Source organism: Pseudomonas lundensis, from assembly GCF_001042985.1.
GTDB classification, from domain to species: Bacteria; Pseudomonadota; Gammaproteobacteria; order Pseudomonadales; family Pseudomonadaceae; genus Aquipseudomonas; species Aquipseudomonas lundensis.
Genome location: NZ_JYKY01000014.1, coordinates 1 through 19,135, shown reverse-complemented (window position 1 = coordinate 19,135; position 19,135 = coordinate 1). Strand labels below are relative to the sequence as shown.

General features: G+C 61.5%; 15 protein-coding genes. 5 read left to right on the top strand and 10 right to left on the bottom strand.

Annotated features, from left to right (window positions below):
- Window positions 1-110 precede the first annotated feature (110 nt).
- The 10 genes from TU74_RS12950 to TU74_RS12905 all read right to left on the bottom strand — a co-directional run bounded on the left by TU74_RS12950 (window position 111) and on the right by TU74_RS12905 (window position 8,972).
- Window positions 111-1,487 carry a PepSY-associated TM helix domain-containing protein gene (locus TU74_RS12950; protein ID WP_047273185.1) on the bottom strand — a complete coding sequence of 459 codons (1,377 nt, stop codon included), beginning with the start codon at window positions 1,485-1,487 and terminating at the stop codon, window positions 111-113.
- Between the two features lie 92 nt (window positions 1,488-1,579).
- Window positions 1,580-3,670 (bottom strand): TonB-dependent copper receptor, encoded by a 2,091-nt coding sequence (locus TU74_RS12945; RefSeq protein WP_048376810.1) that lies wholly within the window; start codon window positions 3,668-3,670, stop codon window positions 1,580-1,582.
- Window positions 3,671-3,763: 93 nt separating this feature from the next.
- Complete coding sequence (locus TU74_RS12940; RefSeq protein WP_047273187.1) at window positions 3,764-4,132, bottom strand: DUF2946 domain-containing protein; 369 nt, start codon at window positions 4,130-4,132, stop codon at window positions 3,764-3,766.
- Between the two features lie 48 nt (window positions 4,133-4,180).
- Entirely contained in the window at window positions 4,181-4,675 is a 495-nt protein-coding gene (locus tag TU74_RS12935; RefSeq protein ID WP_047279972.1) for a copper chaperone PCu(A)C, read from the bottom strand.
- Between the two features lie 48 nt (window positions 4,676-4,723).
- Window positions 4,724-5,122, bottom strand: coding sequence for a DUF2946 domain-containing protein (locus TU74_RS12930; RefSeq protein ID WP_047279973.1), 399 nt, complete (start codon window positions 5,120-5,122; stop codon window positions 4,724-4,726).
- A 102-nt stretch (window positions 5,123-5,224) separates the two neighbouring features.
- Window positions 5,225-5,548, bottom strand: coding sequence for a helix-turn-helix domain-containing transcriptional regulator (locus tag TU74_RS12925; RefSeq protein WP_047273190.1), 324 nt, complete (start codon window positions 5,546-5,548; stop codon window positions 5,225-5,227).
- Window positions 5,549-5,553: 5 nt separating this feature from the next.
- Complete coding sequence (locus TU74_RS12920) at window positions 5,554-5,892, bottom strand: type II toxin-antitoxin system RelE/ParE family toxin (RefSeq protein ID WP_047273191.1); 339 nt, start codon at window positions 5,890-5,892, stop codon at window positions 5,554-5,556.
- 41 nt (window positions 5,893-5,933) lie between these two features.
- Window positions 5,934-6,674 (bottom strand): cobalt-precorrin-6A reductase, encoded by a 741-nt coding sequence (locus TU74_RS12915; RefSeq protein ID WP_048376788.1) that lies wholly within the window; start codon window positions 6,672-6,674, stop codon window positions 5,934-5,936.
- A complete protein-coding gene (locus TU74_RS12910; protein WP_048376787.1) occupies window positions 6,671-7,768 on the bottom strand; it encodes a cobalt-precorrin-5B (C(1))-methyltransferase in 1,098 nt (365 codons plus the stop codon). Before TU74_RS12910 ends, TU74_RS12915 begins: the two co-directional genes overlap by 4 nt.
- A complete protein-coding gene (locus TU74_RS12905) occupies window positions 7,761-8,972 on the bottom strand; it encodes a bifunctional cobalt-precorrin-7 (C(5))-methyltransferase/cobalt-precorrin-6B (C(15))-methyltransferase (RefSeq protein WP_048376786.1) in 1,212 nt (403 codons plus the stop codon). The genes TU74_RS12910 and TU74_RS12905 overlap by 8 nt, the downstream gene beginning before the upstream one ends.
- Window positions 8,973-9,179: 207 nt before the next feature.
- Here TU74_RS12905 and TU74_RS12900 point away from each other — a divergent pair, with 207 nt between their 5' ends.
- From TU74_RS12900 to cobJ, 5 genes are all read left to right on the top strand, one after another.
- A complete protein-coding gene (locus tag TU74_RS12900; protein ID WP_048376785.1) occupies window positions 9,180-14,450 on the top strand; it encodes a dermonecrotic toxin domain-containing protein in 5,271 nt (1,756 codons plus the stop codon).
- 120 nt (window positions 14,451-14,570) lie between these two features.
- Window positions 14,571-15,902, top strand: a complete 1,332-nt coding sequence (gene cobG / locus TU74_RS12895; protein WP_047282025.1) for a precorrin-3B synthase — start codon at window positions 14,571-14,573, stop codon at window positions 15,900-15,902.
- Window positions 15,895-16,521, top strand: coding sequence for a precorrin-8X methylmutase (locus tag TU74_RS12890; protein WP_047273198.1), 627 nt, complete (start codon window positions 15,895-15,897; stop codon window positions 16,519-16,521). Before cobG ends, TU74_RS12890 begins: the two co-directional genes overlap by 8 nt.
- Window positions 16,521-17,252 (top strand): precorrin-2 C(20)-methyltransferase, encoded by a 732-nt coding sequence (locus tag TU74_RS12885; RefSeq protein ID WP_047273199.1) that lies wholly within the window; start codon window positions 16,521-16,523, stop codon window positions 17,250-17,252. Before TU74_RS12890 ends, TU74_RS12885 begins: the two co-directional genes overlap by 1 nt.
- On the top strand, window positions 17,249-18,922 hold the full coding sequence (gene cobJ / locus TU74_RS12880; protein ID WP_048376784.1) for a precorrin-3B C(17)-methyltransferase: 1,674 nt from the start codon (window positions 17,249-17,251) through the stop codon (window positions 18,920-18,922). The genes TU74_RS12885 and cobJ overlap by 4 nt, the downstream gene beginning before the upstream one ends.
- Window positions 18,923-19,135 lie beyond the last annotated feature (213 nt).

The window sequence follows — 19,135 nt, the reverse complement described above, 5'->3', positions numbered from 1 at the left end:
GTGATGAAGCCTCAATAAAGCGGTTACACATAACCGCCTTAGTGGGTTTTTTATCAGCGCGCCATTATCCCCGAGTCTCTAACGCGCGGCTCTCGAACTATTCACGTTGGTCATGAGTGCTGCTCACGTTGTGGTTTAGCGCGCATCAGCAATAACAACCGGTCAAGCACCCAGACGGCAATCAAAGACACGCCCACCAGCGGGAACAGCACCGCCAGCCCCAGCATGATCAGCACGCCGGTTTTCCAGGTGGGCAGCGCATGGCGCAGCGGCGGTACGCCCAAGCGGCCTTGTGGGCGACGTTTCCACCAGATCACCAGGCCGCTCACCGAACTGAGCAGAATCATCAGGCACACCAGCAGGATGGCGATCTGGTTCAGTGAGCCGAAGAGTTTTCCTTCGTGCAGCATCACGCCCATTTCAGTGGCGCGGGCGACGTTGCTGTAATGCTGCCAGCGCACATCGGCCAGCACTTGGCCGGTGTATTGATCGACATGCAGGGTGGCATCGTCACGCGGATCGTCAGCGAAGACGGCGACGGTAAAGACGCCTTCGGCGGTGGTCGGCAAGGTGATGCTGTAACCGGGTTCGACGTTGCGCCGGGTGGCGGTGTCGACCACCTGTTGCAGGGTGATGGTCGGCGCGGCCGGGCCACTTGCCTGGGCGCCGTGGCCCATGTGTTCGGCATGGGCGCCCGAGACGGGCATCGGGGTGTTCTCCATTGCCCAGGGCACGGTTTGACGGGCTGCGGTGTTGAGGCTGCGCGCTTCCAGGTCGGATTTGGGGACGTTGTTCCACATGGCCGCCGGGAACTGATTCCACAAGTCGGCGTATTGCTTGCCCCAGAAACCGGTCCAGGTCATGCCGCTGATCAACATAAACAGCAGCAATGCAGCGCCCCAGAAACCGGTGACTGCGTGCAGATCGCGCCACAGCACACGCCCGCGACGGGTCAAGCGTGGCCACAGCACGCCTGCCGCCGATTGCCCGCGCGGCCACCACAGGTAAAGCCCGGAAATCACCAGCACCACGCCCCAGCCCGCGGCCAGTTCGACCAGGCGATCGCCCAGCGTGCCGATCATCAACTCGCCGTGCAGCGCTCGGGCCACGGCTTGCAGGTTGAGCTTGGCATCCTGCTCGCCCAGCACCTCGCCGTTGTAGGGGTTGATAAACACGTTCAGCTCGCGCCCGCCGTTATGGATGACGAACTGACCGCTGCGCTGCGGGTTGATCGGGGGCAGGTACTGGCTGATATGCCCCTGTGGATAAGTGGCCTGGACGCGGGTGAGTTGTTCGTCGGCGCTGAGGCTGTGATGACCGGGGCTGACGTTGATCAGGTGGTCGTAGAGCAACGGGTCAAGCTGGGGCTTGAACAGGTAAATGATGCCGGTCAGGGCCAGCAGGATCATGAACGGGGCAACAAACAGCCCGGCGTAGAAATGCCACCGCCAGGCCAGGTTGTAAAAAGAGGGGGTTGGTTGGCTCATGTGAGCGGCTCCGCAAGGTCAGCAATTGTTTTCAGGCATCACCCCGGCCCTTTGCCTGAAGCACAGGACCGGAGTGAGGGGCAACGTGGTGCTTAGAAGCTCACGTCAATTTTTGTCCACAGCGTGCGGCCGGGCTCGTTGATCGGCGTCGGGTCGCTTGCCGGGTAGCCGTAACCTGCGTTTCCGGCCATGTTCAGGTGTTCGCTGTAGTTTTTATCCAGCAGGTTGTCGACCCCGGCGCTGACTTTCAGGTTTTTGCTGATGCGGTAGGCGCCGTTGAGCGAGAACACGCCAAAGCCTGCGCTTTTGTCGTAATCCTTGCCCACCACGTTACCGGCGTTGCGATCGATCCGGTCTTGCCGGGCCACCACGCGCCACAAGGCACCGGCGCTCCAGTCGTCTTCGCTGTAGGTCAGGCCGAGGCGGGTGTCGAGCGGCGGCATTTGCGGCAGGGCCTTGCCATCCGTGGTGTTTTTGCCCCAGGCATACGCCAGTGTGGCGTCGGCTTTCCAGCGGGCGGTCAACTGATACGCGGCTCCCAGTTCGCCGCCCATGACCCGGGCGTTGACGTTCTGTGCCTGGGACGATCCCTTGGCGTAATCGAACAGGATGTAGTCGCGAATCTCACCGGCGTAGACCGAGGCCCAGGCTTCGAGGCGTTCGGTTTTGTATTGCAGGCCCATGTCGAGCTGGGTGGTCTTCTCGGGTTTGATCGCGTCGAATGCGTTCACCGAGCCTGCGGGGCCGGATGAGGGTGAAAACAGTTCCCAGTAATCCGGGAATCGCTGGGCGTGGCCCAGACCGGCGTAGACGGTGGTCGGGCTGTCAGCGAGGTCGTGTTCGTAGCGCACAAAGCCGCTGGGCAGTGTGTCGGCGCGGGTTTTATCGAGTGTCGGGTTGGGCTTGCTCATCATTCCCGAGCCAATCCGCGCGCGGAAGTCCTTGGCGGACGCACGGTCAAGGCGGGCACCGGTGATGACGCGGTCGCGCTCAGCGGCGTACCAGGTCAGTTCGCCAAAGGCCCCGTAATTGTGGAAGTCGGCGTCTTTGCTCCAGTTCTGGTCCTTGTAGGTGTCGATGCCTATTCCCATACGTTTGCGGTGTTCGTTGGTCTGAGCGTCGATGCCGCTGATCAATTGATAGTCGGCCCAGCGCCAGGTGGCCTTGATGCGTGCGCCCAGGGTGCGGCGATCGACGTTGGAGGCCATGGGCCCGGCCATCATGCCGGTGCCGGACGGGGTGCGCAGGGTGTAGTTGTCCATCACGTGGTCGGCGTAGTTGTAGTAAACCTGCGCTTCGACCTTATCGAGCACTTCACCGATGTTGGACTTTTCAAAGCGCAGGCCCAGGCTTTCGCGCTTGTACTGGCTGCCGTCCATTCCGCGACCGGCCGAACGGGCTTCGCCGTCGCCCTTGCCGGCAGTGAGTTCCAGCAGGGTGTCGGCATCGGGGGTCCATCCGAGGGCGATGTCGCCGTTCCATTTGTCATAACGTGACGGCACCGTGTCGCCATTGCCGTCTTTGTAATCGTCGGAATGCGCGGTGTTGCCGATCACCCGCACATAACCCAGCGGGCCCCCGGCGGCGGCGTCGATGGTTTTGTCGAAGCGGCCATTGGAACCCGCCAGCACACTGGCGTTTACCCGCGTGCCCAGCTCACCGAAGTGCTCGGGTTCGCGATCAAACAGGATGGTGCCCGCTGAGGCGCCTGGCCCCCAGTGCACGGTCTGCGGGCCTTTGATCACGGTGAGTTGATCGTAGGTTTCCGGAGAAATGTAGGACGTTGGGGCGTCCATTCGGCCAGGGCAGGCGCCGAGCATCATGCCGCCGTTGGTGAGGATGTTCAGGCGTGATCCGAACATGCCGCGCAACACCGGATCGCCGTTGGTGCCGCCGTTGCGGATCAGGGCAAAGCCGGGGATGGTTTTGAGGTAGTCGCCGCCGTCGCTGGCGGGCACGGGCTGACGCGGGTCTTTCGGGTTGGTGACGATGGTCAGCGGGGAACTGGGCGCCACGGCAGTCACTACCGTCGGGCTGAGTTCACGCACGTGCCCGGCGTGCTCATCCACGGGGTCGGCGGCCAGAGCCAGCGGGGCGAACAACGCGCAGCACAGCGCGCTCAGGGCGAAGGGGAACACCGTCTGGGGGTGAGGCAAACGGGAGGCAGCAGTAAAACGGGACATAAACATTCCAATATTCAATCGAATACAACACGGCCACGCGCCTGCCTGGGGCAGGGCATAAGACGGGCCAGGGTGAAGTTGTTGTGTCGGTGTTTAAAGGAAGGCGGGCGGCGCGCGTGATCGGGCGCCGGGGAAAACCGGTTGCCGGGCGTGGCCCAGCCGGGGGTTGGACGCCAGATAACTTTCGGGCTCAGGGGGATTGAACAGGGCCAGGTCAACCGTGCCGGGGAGCGCGGGGCAACTGAACAGCAGTGTGCAGTACCCGCATTTTTCCCACATGGCGTGGTGGTCAGCGGACGGTTGTTGAGGCTCGGCGTGTTCGCTGTGCGCCGACACCCGCATGTCCATCGGCATGGGCATGGAGGCGTGATGATCCATCGGCATCGCTTGGGAAATCAGCGGGCCGATGAAAATCATCAACATGGCAAACAGGCTCAACCAACTGCCGCGGATCTGCGACATGGGCGGCCTGGCGCGACGGGCGCTCACGGGGCTCAAAGACCTTGGCGGTTAGTGGGCGTGCGAGGTTTCCTTGCTGGCGCCCGGTGCCTGTTTCTGCACGTTTACGTCGACTTGCACAGCGCCTGCCTTTTCAAAGTGCAGGGTCAGGGGGAAGCGCTTGCCGTCTTGCAGCAGGCTGCGGTCTTTGAGGTTGAACAGCATCACGTGGTACGCCATGGGGGCAAACGTGACAGTGCCACCTGCCGGGACATCCACCGTGGGCACGCGCTGCATTTTCATCAGGTCGCCCTGCATGACGTGCTCGTGGATCTCGGCTTTTTCGGCTATCGGGGTGTCTGCGCTCAACAAGCGGTCGGCGGTGTCGCCGGTGTTCTTGATGATGAAATACGCCGCGACGGTCGGCGCATTGGGCGGCAGCTCCTGGGACCAAGGGTGAGCGATCTCCAGCGCACCAGCGGTGTATTGATGAGCGTTGGCGAAACAGGCAGGCAACATCAAAGCCGCCGCCATCAGGGCGTGCTTGACCAGTGACAGATTCAACATGGTAATTCTCCGGAACGATTCAAAGCGCAAAGGGGTTGCGAGGATGAATCACACCAGAGGAGAGGCGCGGGGGTTGAGGCTTGGCCATTGCTGGCGCGGGGTAGGGCGTTTCAGGTGATCCGGCACTTGGCTATGGCCGTGCTCGATGGCCGCGAAATACAGCGTCGGGACATGGGACGGCAAGGCCACCAGTGGCGCCGAGCCCGAGCAGCACCAGCAATGTTGCATGGTGGAATGATCGTCGTTCTGGCTGTCGCCAGCGTCAACCTTGCCCAGCGACACGGCTACCATTTTGGTACCGGTCGAGGTGCAAAAGCTGCTCCACATGAACTGCTCGGTGGACGCCTGACGGGCGCCGCTCATCGCCCCTGCCGTCGACATGGCGAGCATGTTGAACAGCACTGCGAAGCAGGCGATCCAGGCAAATGCAAAGCGTTGTCGGGACATGACGAATTCCGTGAGTGGAGCGATCAAGGGCGCTATTTAGCCTGAATGATCGGCGTAAGTAAAAAGGCCGGGTGCGGCGAAGTGTCGCTTTGGGTGTCTCATTCAGTGAGCGGGTACGGCATGCACCTCTATGGCAACCCCAAGCGATGAGCGCATTACCGAGAAGATGGCGGCCAGGTTGTCCATGCTTGGATTGCCTCCGACAGACAGCATTCTGTGCAGGCTCTTGCTGGGCTTTGCTGTTTCCTTGGCAAGCCCCTCAAAGCCAACCGTTGCATTCACCAAGTCACGAAGGATGACCCGGGCCATTTCAGGTTCGCCGTTAAGGAAAAGAGTAGCTGCCTCATCGAGTAATGCTTGAGCAAATGCAGGGTCGCGTTCGGCTCGCTCAGCAATCGTCTGTTTGAAACTTCTTGTGAGAGCCATAGAGTTTACCTCGCGTGTTTCGTGGTGTTTTTGTGGCGTTTGTACTCGCTAATTAATTTTTTAGCGTGCTTGATATCCTGCTGCTGGCTGGATTTATCCCCTCCGCCAAACAGAATGATCAACTGCAGGCCTTCTTGTAACAAATAGATTCGATAGCCGGGGCCCCAATCTATGCGGTATTCCCCTAAACCTTCAAACCATTTGATGTTAGAGGTGTTTCCCATCTCTAGACGCATGATGGCTGTAGCGACCTTGGCTGCTGCTTGAGCGCTTAATGACGAAAACCAGCGCTCGAAGGGGCTGGTCTGGTCGGGGGTGCAATATTCTTGAACAGTGATCGTCATGCCACGAAGGTAACTAATAAGTTACTTTGCGGGCAACCCCTTCACGTGTTGCTGATCATTTCAGCGTTATTTTCCAACGCGCTCAGCACCTCCCCAACCCCCCAAAACACCCGATCTACCTCCGCCAATTCGGGGCGTTTGAGGATCAACACGGGCACGCCGCGTTCGCGGGCAACCTCCAGTTTGGGCTCGGTGGCGCTGCTGCCGCTGTTTTTACTGATCAGTACATCGAAGTGTTGCTGCTCAAACAGGCGCCGTTCGTCGTCGATCCTGAACGGGCCGCGGGCGCCGATGACCGTGCAGCGTTCGTTGCCGGGATACGGGTCCAGCGCGCGCAAGGTCCAGAATTGATCGGCGGGAATTTCGTGCAAATGCGCCAGCGGTTCTTTGCCCAGCGTGAACAGCGGGCGTTTGAAAGGCGTGAGCGCCGTGACCAGTTCGTCCCAGTCCGCCACCTCACGCCAATCGTCGCCGGGTTGCGGCTGCCAGACCGGACGCCGCAACGCCCAGCATTCAATACCGCAGGCGCGGGCGGCCAAGGCTGCATTGCCGCTGATTTGCGCGGCATACGGGTGTGTCGCATCCAGGAGCACATCGATGTGCTGCTCGCGCATATAGCGGGCCAAACCCTCGGCACCGCCGTAGCCGCCGACCCGTACTTCACAGGTCAGGTCAGTCGGCACACGGCCCACCCCGGCGAGGCTGTACACGTGCTGTGGCCCCAGGGTGCGGGCAATGGCCAGCGCTTCGGTGACGCCGCCCAGCAGTAAAATCCGTTTCATTCAAAGGCTCCCGCATGGCCCACAATCCCGCCCTGGCGGTCGATGGCGAAGACTTCAACCTGTACCTGGGTGGGCACCACGCTGCGAGCGAAGTTCAGCGCGTGCTGACACACCGCGTCGCCCAAGGCGATGCCGGCTGCATGGGCCATGGCCAAGGCTTGCTGGCTGGTGTTGGCCTGACGAATGGCGGTTTGCAGTGCGGCGTCAGCCCCAATGGCGGCGGCCCAGTCAGCCAGTTGCGGCAGGTCGATGCTGGAGTGGCGACTGTGTAAATCCATGTGCCCGGCAGCCAGTTTGCTGATCTTGCCGAAGCCGCCGCACAGGCTCAATTTATCCACAGGGACTTTGCGCAGATGCTTGAGCACCGCGCCCACGAAGTCGCCCATTTCGATCAACGCGATCTCCGGCAGGTTGTACACGCGGCGCATGGTGTCTTCGCTGGCATTGCCGGTGCAGGCGGCGATGTGCAGATAGCCGTTGGTCTTGGCCACGTCGATGCCCTGATGGATCGAAGCAATGTACGCCGCGCACGAGAACGGGCGCACGATGCCGCTGGTGCCCAGAATCGACAGACCGCCCAGAATTCCCAGTCGCGGATTCATGGTTTTCAGTGCCAGCGCTTCGCCGTCGCGGACGTTGACGGTCACTTCAAACCCCCCGGCGTAATCGCAATCACGGGCCAGTTGCAGTAGGTGATCGGTGATCATTTTGCGCGGCACCGGGTTGATCGCCGGTTCTCCCACGGCCAGTACCAGACCGGGCCGGGTGACGGTGCCTACGCCCTGGCCAGCCACGAAGACGACGCCCGCGGCGGGGATCAGGCGCACTTGCGAGTACAGCAGCGCGCCATGGGTCACGTCCGGGTCGTCGCCCGCGTCTTTCAGGATGCCCGCCTCGGCGCCCCCGGCCAGCAGGCGACAAAACTCCAGGCGCATCGTCACCACCTTGCCCTTGGGCAGGGTGATTTCAACGGCGTCATGACACACGCCACTTAGCAATAGGCGTGCGGCAGCCAGGCTGGTGGCCGTCGCGCAACTGCCCGTGGTCAGGCCGCTGCGCAGCGGCGCGGGTTGTTCAGCGGTTTCGTCACGCATCGTGGGGTTTGGTCACATCTAACAGGGTGATCGGCAGCGCTTGGCGCCAAGTGTCGAACTCCCCCAGCGGCCGGGCGTGAGCGACGTGCAGACGGGTCAGTTCCCCGCCATGCAGCGCGCGCCAGTTCATCAGGTGCAGTTCGCTTTGCAGGGTGACGGCATTGGCCACCAAGCGGCCACCGGGCTTGAGTTGCTGCCAGCACGTGTCGAGAACGCCTTCGCGGGTCACGCCGCCACCAATGAAAATCGCGTCGGGGCGTTCGAGCCCGGCCAGCGCATGCGGGGCCTTGCCGCGGATCAAGCGCAGGCCGGGTACGCCCAGCGCGTCACGGTTGTGTTCGATTAACTGCTGACGGCCCTCATCAGCTTCGATCGCCAGCGCGCGGCAGCTCGGGTAGCTGCGCATCCACTCAATGCCAATCGAGCCACTGCCCGCGCCTACGTCCCACAACAGTTGGCCGGGCAGGGGCGCGAGACGCGCCAGGGTCATGGCGCGCACGTCACGCTTGGTCAACTGGCCGTCATGCTTGAACGCGCTGTCGGGCAGCCCGCCGATACGCGACAGCGGGTGCGCGTCGTGAGAGGCAATGCATTCGATGGCAATCAGGTTCAAGTCGGCCATGTCGCAGGCGTTCCAGTCGTCGGCGCTCGCCTCGATGCGCCGTTCGGTCGGGCCACCAAGGTGTTCCAGCACATGCACCCGGCTCGGGCCAAAGCCGCGCTCGCGCAACAGCTCGACGACGGCAGTCGGGCTGCTGGCGTCATTGCTCAGCACCATCAGGCGCACACCGCTGTGCAGGTGGGCATTGAGCGCAGCCACGGGCCGCGCCACCACCGAGAGCGTCACAACGTCCTGCAGCGCCCACCCCAAACGCGCCGCCGCCAGCGAGAAAGACGACGCTGAGGGCAGCACGTGCATTTCGTCGCCGGGGATCACACGCGCCAGACTGGCCCCCACGCCGAACAGCATCGGATCGCCGCTGGCCAGCACGCAGACCGGTTCGCCGCGCAGTGCCACTACCGGCGCCAGCGAAAAGGGGCTGGGCCACGTCAGGCGTTCAGCGCCGATGCAGGCTGGCAGCAAGTCCAGCTGGCGCTGCCCGCCGAACACCCGCGCAGCGCTCAACAGCGCACGCCGGGCCGTTTTGCCCAGACCGCTGAAGCCGTCTTCACCAATTCCCACAACTGTTAGCCAGGGCGACATGCCAATCCTCTTGTTAAACGCCGAAGTCATCGTTTACCCGCCTGTGCAAGGCGGTGCGCATGATAGCGCGCCTTGTGCCTGTCGGTTGCGCACGCGTGTCAGGAGCACGCCTTAACTATGTAGCGCCAGGGGCGGGAAGGGCCACGGTAGCGTTTGGGAACACCTCTGGGGCCCGACAGGCGGTCCCGGCAACCGTCAGGAGTTTCCATGAACCTTATTGCACACGCGGCGTTGACCGAGCAGGCCTTGCATGCCCTTTACCTGCGCGGTCTTGACGCTGCGCAAACAGCCGGGGTTATCGGCGCGTTTGAACATGACTGGCTGAGCCAGGCGCTGACTGCCGTGCCCGATGAAACCGGCAATGCGATCCCCGCTCACGTCAGCAGCGTGTTTTTGAGTCGGCATCAGTCCCGTACGGCGCAGTGGGCAGGTGCATTGCTGCTGACGCACACAGCCGCCACGCAGTCCCCGGTATTTCTGCTGACCCCGCTGGGGGCATTGGAGAAATTCAATGACATCGAGGCGCTGAGCGCTGCGTTGGAACTGCTGCTGGATGATCCCTTGCTGCGTGAACCGGTGCTGCGTTTTTGCCCGGTGGACGTGCGACCGTTCCTGAGCCTGACGGGCGAGCTGACCCTGCGAACCCGTGATGTGCCCGCGCCGGTCCTGACGTACCTCAGCCAGACACTGAATGATTTTCTGACCGCCAGCCAGGCCGATACGCTGGAACGGCTGCTGGCCACGCCCACTCTGAGGGTCTTGGTGGATCAACAGTTACAGGTTCAGCTGGAGCTGCACTTTGCCGGGCAGCCCGTGACGGCTCAAAACATTCACCGGGCCAGTACGCCGCAGGGTCAGACATCTGACGACCCCGGCCCCAGCCTGAGCAGCGTCGCGCTGGAGTTGTTTGTTAACGGCCAGTTAGCAACGGACCGTTCATACACCTGGACCGGCCCTTTTACCCGAAGTCCGGCAGAAAATGACGCCGACCTGGATCGGCGATTTACGCGAGTGCTCACGGCGGCGACCGAGCAACTCATGACCCGTATGAGCGAAGCGATGTCTGTTTTTTGGGACCTGCCTGCGGGCCCCCAGCCGAGCCCGCATGCGTATGGCGTCGCACGGCTGGGTGATGTGTTTTTTCAGCACCTGGTGCAAGCCCGTCAGGCCGGCGAAATCTCTGCGCAGACGTTTCAGGCTCTGCAACAACTGCTTGCCTCACAGCATGACCCCGCACGCATCGGGGCGGCTCGCCTGTTGGTGTCGCAGGGCAATGGCACTGAGGTCGAGCTGGCGGGGTTGTTGTGCCTTTATTTTCCGGGGCAAAACAATGGCGTGTACGTGTTCAGTGCCTCGACCGGGCTGGTGAGCATATCGACCCGTGCACGGCTTTCCAGCTATGTGCTGAGCAAGCTGCGCAGCCCTGCCACATTTGACACCATTGCTCGTCATGCGCCTCAGGATCAGCATCCCTTGCTGGCCGGCATGGTCTCGCCCACGCTGCGTGTCGAAAACATTGCCGGTGCGGTCTTTGAAGATTGCATTCATGCCGTACGGGCCAAGCAGATCCGCGACCTGGTTTATCTGGCGGGCCAGTATCAGGACCGTCGACTGGCGCTGGCTGCGGTGGACCACGCACTCGATATGCGCGCGCTGATCGATCCCGGTCTGTTGGCGCTCAATAGCCGGGGGCGCTGGGACAGTCGGTTTTTGCCCGACAGCAATGGCTTGCCGCTGGCCGTCAACGAGAACGGTTTGTCCGACGTGTTGAGTCTCAAACTGCCCAAGACCCTGGCCCAGAGGGATGCGTTACTCAGGCAGTGGCCGACGCCACGGATGTGCGCCCGTCATTTATGGGTGGCGGTGTTGAATCAAGAGGGGCAACGCTTCATCGATGTCTCTGAGGTGTGGGTGCAGGTGTTTGACGCGGATGAGTCTTCAGTTGGCCGTGTGCCGGTGCGCACGCTGACAGTCATTGATGCCTTGCTTGAGCGTGTCACCGGTCGTTACCCCTTGCCGCAGAACCCGGCGTTCCTACAGGGCGGGATCAGGTCCTCAATCGATGAGGAGATCAAACCCCTCAAACGCGTGAGCGGCACCAAGTTGCTGACACTGCTGGACATGCTGGCAAAAACATTCGATCAGGCCTTCAAGCAGCAACTCTCGACCTTCTTCTATACGCCCTACACCTCGCTGGCGCCGGATACCCTGGCCCGGCATCTGGCCACACTCAGGCACGTGATGTTGCGCGCTGATCTGCGATTGATGGTGAGGGGCAATCACCTTGAGACCCAGGACAAACACGTCATTTCTACAGTCTTGACCTACCCGGTGAGTACTCAGCGTCCGGCGCTCAATCAGTTTGTGCCGGACGTATTCGGCGTGTTTCTGAATCTCGGCGCGCCGTTGAGTGGGGTCAGCCTCACCCACTGCCTGCTGATCACCGAGCGGGGCGGGCAGGCGTCTGAAAGTGCAGGTCGGGCAATCCTCTGGACGCCAGTGTCAGGCTTTGAGGGTTTTGCGTCGGTGGACCAGTGCAAGGCGCATCTGGAGGCGCTGTTACTTGATCAAAGTCTGCGCAGCGACCTGTTAGACCAGGTTCGCTGGGATGAGCAATCGCTGATTGGCGAACACCTCGACAGTCGCAGCGATTGGGCGGTGGAGGGGGAGAATCAGTGGGTCAACTTCGAGCGCTTCGACGAGGACTTTGTGTATCAGAGTCAGGAAGCGGCCATTAACAAAGTGTTGCTGGATGCCGATTACGTGTGCCGTCAGGCCCGGGATACTCCCTTGACCGCGCACAGCTTTGAAAACCTCGCCCGCAGCCTGTTGAACGAGGGCCTTGCCGGGCTCAACCTTGAACGCCATCGCGAAATGGCCGAGACGCAGCAGTTAGAACATGCACTGCCGCTTTGGTTAAAAAATGCATCCAGGGCCGACCAATTGGCGTACGCCAACCTGCTGCAACGCTACCCGTTGGCCGTGCAGGAAAATGGCAATTACTTGCAGGGCATTCCCGACATTGAGGGCTACGCCCGCACGGAGCTCAAGGCGCAGTTGGCGCTCGATTTCCCAGATCGTGCCCTGGACCCGGACGCCATTGAAGTTGTGCTCGACACTTACGTGGCCGCGCCGGTTGCGGTGGGCAGCACCCCGTCGTTTTTGGCCGCCGCCACGTCCCGTGATATCCAGCCGTTGACCCGGTTCGCGCTCAACGGCTTCAACCGGCTCGAGGGCGGATCGATGTTTTTGCGGCCCGTAAATGGCAACGCCTTGCCGCTGGCGCTGGACGCACGCTATGCCACGCGTCTGGTGCGAAGGCTTGATATCGGTCGGCACTATCAAGCCTTGCTCAAAAGTACCCTGGCTCCTGAAAGCGAAGGCGCCGCACAACGGCAACGGCAGTTCGGCGACCAATTGTTGCTGCAAGTGCTTGAACAGGGGCTAAGAGAAAAACTCAGTGGTTCATTGTCCGCCACGGCGTATGCCTATTTGAAACACGTCATCGAACGCCCCGATGGCATTGCGCGCGACCCGCTGAACGGTGTTGCGCTCATCATCCGTCCGCTGGAACTGATCGCCGACCCGGGCCGCACCCCGGACTTGGCCACAGGCCTCTATATCGTGGGCCCGCCGTCTGGCGAGGTGGGTCCACAGTTGCTGTGGGTGATGTACAACGAACATTTTTCACTCAAGGAATACGCCAGCGAAGGGCAGTTGCTGGCGGACCTCTACACCCGTGAGTCTTTGCAGAACGTGGTGTTGCAACGCTTGCCCGCCTTCGAGCGAAAAACATACGCCAATGGCGGATTTGTCGAACCGCACTTGCCGCACTATTCGGATTCGCAATTGCTGAACGGATGGCAGACCCCGCCGCCCGTGGCACTGGCCAATCGCCCTATTCTGGGCAATCTGTTCTCCACCTTGTACCGGGACAACTACCGACTGTTATTGGAAATGGCGGGCTTGCAGTCCAAGACCACGGCGCAGGCCGATTGGGAGTCCTTCACGTATTTAATGACGTTGGTGGTTAATACGGCCGTTATGTTTGTGCCCGGCAAGCTGAGTATTCCCATTGTGGTCTGGCAGGCGCTGGGGCTGTTTCGTGAAGGCTTGAGCGCAGGGAAGAAGGGCCAATGGGTTGAAGCGGTGGCCAATTTCGCCCTGTCATTGGTGGTGCTGGCGACGACACGTCGCGCTTGGCATTCACTGATCCGTTCGGCGGGTACGGGCGTGATTGATGAGGTGGGAGCCGAAATAAGTGCGCGTGCCGATCTGCAGTTTCAAGGGCCTGCGCAGGGGTTGACGCCCTATCGGGCCAATGATGTCGCGCTGGTGGATTTAACCCACGACCCGCAGACACAGATTTACAGTGACCCACAGACCGGTCTGTATTACGTCCCCTTGAGCGCGCAGGTGTTTCGGGTGCAGGCGTGGCGCAATCGCTGGCGCATCTACTTGGATGAAACCCGAGAGGGCCCGTTGATTAAACTCAACGCACAACAACACTGGGAAGTGGACGTGGCTGAGCCGCTGCCGGGCGGTGGGCCTGCCGCGTCCAGGATGAGCGAGTTCGGCACCTTGGCGACCAATGCCCTGACCTATGAAATACAGGCCATCGGCATGGACAGTATCGGGCGTCGCTTTCCGGGTAAGGCGTTGAACATCCGCCAGGCCCATGAATTGGCCACGATTTATCTGAAACGCGCAACGCAGGTCCTCAAGGACCTGGATGCGCCGGGCAGCACGAACAGAAAAAACCGTGAGTTTCTGAAAACGTTTTTTGGTCTCGAAACGCTGGAGCCGGTTCATCTTGAGCACGTCAAGACACGCATTGACGCGTTACTCGCGCGGTTCCTGCACCCTGACTTGTCGCCTTACACGTCGCGTAAATACGTGGTGTGCCGCTCCCGTTTCAACTCGCGGGCCTCAGCCTTTGTCAATCGCGCCGACAGTTCAAGGCGCATCTATTTGACGGAGGTTTTCTTCAATACCTTGTTTGAGCGCTCTTATGCGTTGAACCACCCGTATTTAAAGGCCGCGTCACCGCCTTTTCGCGCCGGCCAGCATTTGCGTGCGTCGTTTCTGCTGCACGAGGTCACCCACGATGTGCTCGACACCGAGGACATTCATTATTTGAACGCGGGTTTCCCCTACCCCGACGTGTTAGACGAGGACTTGCCCTTTGGGCGCCACCTGAAAACGCTAAACCAAGAGATCCAGAGAAATCACTCACCTCACGCGACCACGGAGCATTTGTTTAAAGTGTTCAACCCCGAAACCCAGCAGTGGGAAGACATCCCCCGAGGCCCGGCTAAAACGTACATCAAGCAAATTGCGGGCGTGAGCACGTTGGATCAAGCCCGTCTGGTGTTCAGAAATGACCCTGTCAAACGGGTTGAGATGATGCTGGCCAATGCCGATACGCTGGTGCTGCTGATTGTTCAATTAGGGCGTGTCTACCCAGTATTGGTTTAGGGCAGGGCAGCGGACGAAGGAACGGCGTGGGCATTCCGTCCGGCAGGCTTTTCATGCATCGCCCCAAAGCAGGCATAATGCGCGACCCGCGATAGCGCATTGCCTGCTCTGGATTGATCCTTGACCTTGCCACCTGATTTCCCTGCCACGACGCCAGTGCGCCCTTCGGGCTGCCCCGGCTTACTGCGCATTGTCCAGGCGATGGACGGTGGCATTTGTCGCGTCAAGCTGGCAGGTGGCCTGATCACCGCTCAACAGGCTGAGGCGGTGGCGGACGTGGCGCACCGTTATGCCAGCGGCGTGATTGAGGCCACCAACCGCAGCAACCTGCAGATTCGTGGCGTCGGCCCGGCGCATCAGGCGTTGATCGAGCCGTTGCTGGCCGTGGGCCTTGGGCCAGCGAATGCCGCCAGTGACGACGTGCGCAACCTGATGCTCAGCCCGACCGCGGGCATCGATCCGCAACAGGTGATCGATACATGGCCGCTGGCACGCCAGATCCTCGGCAGCCTGGAGAGTACGCCGCGTTTTGCCGAGTTGTCGGCCAAGTTCGCGGTGCAGCTGGACGGCGGCGAAGCGCTGGCCATGCGGGAGCATCATCACGATCTGTGGCTGTGCGCTTTTGAATGCAATGGCCAGCCACTCCTGGCCTTCGGCCTTGCGGGTTGCCCGGCGCAGGATGCGGCGCTCGGTAGCGTGCCGGTCGAGCATGGGCATGCACTGGTGATGGCCGTACTCACGCTGTTTCTGGAGTGGGCGCGCCCCGAGCACACCCGAATGCGCCACCTGTTCAAAGAGCGGGCGATCACCGATTTTGTCGCGCAACTGGCGCAGCGCCTCAGCGTGGCGATCGGCCCCGCGGCCGCGTGGCCGCGCGCGCCCCACAGCAGGCAATCGCCCATCGGAACTTATCCACAGCGAGAAACAGGTCAGGTCTACGTAGGCGCGACCTTGGCGTTGGGCCGACTCGATGCCGCCCTGCTCAGCGGGCTGGCGAAGGTCGCCACACGCTATGGAAATGGCACTTTGCGCTTTACCCCTTGGCAAGGCGTGCTGGTTCCGCATGTGCGCGCCGAACAGGCTGCGTGTGTCACTCAAGCGCTGCACGCCTTGGGCCTGTTGTGTGATGCGCAACACCCGCTGACGCAAATGGTCGCGTGCACCGGTTCCAGCGCCTGCATCAAAGGGCTGGCCGATACCAAGCAGGATGCGCGCCGACTTGCGAGCCTGATCTCGCAGCCGCAGCCCATTCACCTGACGGGTTGCCTGCGCTCTTGCGCGGCGGCCCATGTGGCGCCGGTCACGTTGCTGGCTGTAGCGCCCGGTCATTACGACCTCTATTTACGTGACCCGCAGCACGCCGGATTCGGTGTGCTGCGCGAGCGCAATCTTACTATTGAAGCGGCGGGCGCCTGGCTTGAAGCCCGCCAACGGAGCAACACCCATGATTGATTACATCCGCGACGGTCAAGAGATCTATCGCAACTCGTTCGCCATTATTCGTGCCGAGGCCAACCTCGACAGCATCCCGGCGGACCTTGAAAAACTGGCCGTGCGGGTGATCCATGCGTGCGGCATGGTCGATGCCATCGAAGACCTGCGCTTCTCGCCGGGGGCGGGCAAAGCCGGGCGAGATGCATTGGCCGCTGGCGCCCCGATTTTGTGTGATGCACGCATGGTGCTCGAAGGGGTGACCCGCACGCGCTTGCCTGCCAACAACAAGGTGATTTGCACCCTCAAGGAAGACGGCGTGGCCGAGATGGCGCTGGAGAAGGGCAATACCCGTTCGGCGGTCGCCCTTGAACTGTGGCGTCCGTATCTGGAAGGCAGCGTCGTGGTGATCGGCAACGCGCCGACCGCACTCTTTTATTTGCTGGAAATGATCGATGCCGGTGCGCCAAAACCGGCACTGATCCTGGGCTTTCCGGTGGGGTTTGTCGGTGCGGCCGAATCCAAGGCCATGCTCGCGGCTGACAGTCGCGGCGTGCCGTTTGTGATCATGCAGGGCCGTCGTGGCGGCAGCGCCATGGCGGCGGCTGCGGTGAACGCCCTGGCCACGGAGATCGAGTGATGGTGCAACCAGGACGTTTGATCGGTTTGGGTGTGGGGCCCGGCGATCCTGAATTGATCACGGTCAAAGCGTTACGCCTGCTGCGCGAGTCGCCCGTGGTGGCGTACTTCGTGGCCAAGGGTAAAAAAGGCAACGCGTTCGGCATCATCGAAGCGCACCTGCAAGGTGCACAAACCCTGATGCCTTTGGTGTACCCGGTGACCACCGAAGCCTTGCCGGCGCCGTTGTCGTACGAACAAATCATCAGCGATTTTTACGATCAAGCCGCAGTCGACGTGGCGCAGCATCTGCAAGCCGGACGCGACGTGGCGGTGATCTGCGAGGGCGACCCGTTCTTCTACGGGTCTTACATGTACCTGCATGATCGCCTCGCGCAGCAATTTGAAGCCCAAGTGGTGCCGGGTGTTTGCTCGATGCTGGGCGGTGCGTCAGTGCTGGGCGTGCCGCTGGTGTATCGCAATCAGAGCTTGTCGGTGTTGTCCGGCGTGTTGCCGCACGAAGAGCTCAAGCGCCGTCTGGCGGATGCCGATGCCGCCGTCATCATGAAGTTGGGGCGTAACTTCCATAAGGTGCGCGAAGTCCTGAGCGAGCTGGGCCTGGCCGAGCGGGCGCTGTACGTGGAGCGTGCCACCATGAGCAATCAGAAAATTGTGCCTTTTAATGACGTCGATCCCCTGTCGTCGCCATATTTTTCGCTGATCATCGTGCCCGGCGAACGGTGGCAAGGATGAGCCGCCCCGCTGCCGCCATTGTCATCCTCGGCACTGGCAGTCTGGCCACCGCCCGGCGTATCCAGCAGATATACCCCACCTCACTGATTTATGGCCTGGCTGAACGGGTAGCGGGTGCGGACCGGGTTTACACCGACTTTGGCGCCAACCTGCGTCAGCTGTATGCGCAGGACACGCCCATCATTGCGCTCTGCGCGGCTGGCATTGTGATTCGCACCCTCGCCCCGTTGTTGCTGGAGAAGGGGGCCGAGCCGCCGGTTCTGGCCGTTGCTGAAGACGCCAGCGCCGTGGTGCCTTTACTGGGGGGCTTGAGCGGGGTCAACGATCTGGCGCGGGAAATCGCTGCGGGCCTGGGGATTGCACCCGCCATCACCACCAGTGGCGAACTGCGTTTTGGCACCTGCCTGCTGAATCCGCCGAGTGGCTATGTGCTGGGTGATGTGGAGCTGGGCAAGCGCTTTGTGTCAGACCTGCTGGCCGGGGAATCCGTGCGCATCGAAGGGGACGCGCCCTGGTTGGACAGTGCGCAACTGCCCGAACACCGAGACGCGCGTCTGGCGATTCATGTGGGCAGCGAAGCGCGCGAGCCTGTGGCGGACGAGTTGCGGATTTACCCGCGCAATGTGCTGGTGAAAGTCAACGCCGTGGTGTCAGCGCAAACCGTTGGCGACGTGCTGCGCGAAGCGAAAGTCGCCTGGCAATCCCTGGCGTGCGTCGTGGCCGGCGAATCCCTGATGGCTGATATCCAACTGCGTGAAGTGGCCACTGAACTGGGTGTGCCGCTACGTTTTGCAACTGACGATGATGATTTTGCCGAGCAGTCAGTCGCCTGGAGTGAGCCTGTGAATGCTGTGACCGTGGGGGTGGCGCCCGTGCCACTGGTCATTGAGCGACTGGGACGTGCGCGTGGACGCCTGGCCGTCATCGGGTTAGGGCCAGGCGCTGCCGAGCTGATGGTGCCCGCCGTCAAGGCCGAGCTGGAACGGGCCAACGACGTGTTGGGCTATGAAACCTATGTGCGCATGGCCGGGCCGTTCCGTAACGATCAAGTGCTGCACTGCACCGACAACCGCGAAGAAATGCAGCGAGCCCGGCATGCCTTCGAGCTGGCGACCCAAGGGCGCTCAGTGGTGGTGGTGTCGTCTGGTGACCCTGGTGTGTTCGCCATGGCGGCAGCCGTACTGGAAGCGCTGCACGAGTCCAACAATCCGCTCTGGCACAGCGTTGACCTGGAGATCCTGCCGGGCGTGTCGGCCTCCCTGGCGACGGCGGCGCAGGCTGGAGCGCCGTTGGGGCATGACTTCTGCGTGATGTCGCTCTCGGACAACCTCAAGCCATGGGCCATCATCGAAAAACGTTTGGACCTGGCGGCCGAGGCGGATCTGGCGCTGGCGTTCTATAACCCGATTTCCCGCTCACGCCCTTGGCAGCTAGGCGTGGCACTGGACATCGTCGCCCGTCATCGTCTGCCTGCGACGCCGGTCGTCTTGGGTCGCGATATCGGCCGTCCGGGCCAGACGCTACGTGTGACGACCCTTGGCGCGTTGACGCCGGATCAGGTGGACATGCGCACCATGGTCATCATTGGTTCGTCGACGACATGCGCATTCCGTCGTGCTGACGGACTGGAATGGGTCTACACACCGCGTTGGTATGGGCAAAAGCCCTGACGTACTGAATAAATGGCCTCTTTAATGAGGCCGTTTTTTTATAACGGTAATGTTTGGCCATCCTAATGCCCTAGCACTGTCGGAATATTGTAACCGCTCCATGAACCCCACATTCAAAGCACTAAGCTAATGCCAGATGCTGGGCTCCCGATTCTCTCAGGAGCCCTGAGATCATGATGCGACCCGACGCCAAAGTCGAAAAAGTGTACCTCT

Coding starts and splice junctions, on each gene's coding strand:
- TU74_RS12885 (WP_047273199.1), top strand. CDS start 16,521: ATGGTGCAACCAGGACGTTTGATCGGTTTGGGTGTGGGGCCCGGCGAT.
- TU74_RS12905 (WP_048376786.1), bottom strand. CDS start 8,972: ATGTCGCCCTGGCTAACAGTTGTGGGAATTGGTGAAGACGGCTTCAGC.
- TU74_RS12900 (WP_048376785.1), top strand. CDS start 9,180: ATGAACCTTATTGCACACGCGGCGTTGACCGAGCAGGCCTTGCATGCC.
- cobJ (WP_048376784.1), top strand. CDS start 17,249: ATGAGCCGCCCCGCTGCCGCCATTGTCATCCTCGGCACTGGCAGTCTG.
- TU74_RS12920 (WP_047273191.1), bottom strand. CDS start 5,892: ATGACGATCACTGTTCAAGAATATTGCACCCCCGACCAGACCAGCCCC.
- TU74_RS12940 (WP_047273187.1), bottom strand. CDS start 4,132: ATGTCGCAGATCCGCGGCAGTTGGTTGAGCCTGTTTGCCATGTTGATG.
- TU74_RS12925 (WP_047273190.1), bottom strand. CDS start 5,548: ATGGCTCTCACAAGAAGTTTCAAACAGACGATTGCTGAGCGAGCCGAA.
- TU74_RS12915 (WP_048376788.1), bottom strand. CDS start 6,674: ATGAAACGGATTTTACTGCTGGGCGGCGTCACCGAAGCGCTGGCCATT.
- TU74_RS12945 (WP_048376810.1), bottom strand. CDS start 3,670: ATGTCCCGTTTTACTGCTGCCTCCCGTTTGCCTCACCCCCAGACGGTG.
- TU74_RS12950 (WP_047273185.1), bottom strand. CDS start 1,487: ATGAGCCAACCAACCCCCTCTTTTTACAACCTGGCCTGGCGGTGGCAT.
- TU74_RS12910 (WP_048376787.1), bottom strand. CDS start 7,768: ATGCGTGACGAAACCGCTGAACAACCCGCGCCGCTGCGCAGCGGCCTG.
- TU74_RS12930 (WP_047279973.1), bottom strand. CDS start 5,122: ATGTCCCGACAACGCTTTGCATTTGCCTGGATCGCCTGCTTCGCAGTG.
- TU74_RS12890 (WP_047273198.1), top strand. CDS start 15,895: ATGATTGATTACATCCGCGACGGTCAAGAGATCTATCGCAACTCGTTC.
- TU74_RS12935 (WP_047279972.1), bottom strand. CDS start 4,675: ATGTTGAATCTGTCACTGGTCAAGCACGCCCTGATGGCGGCGGCTTTG.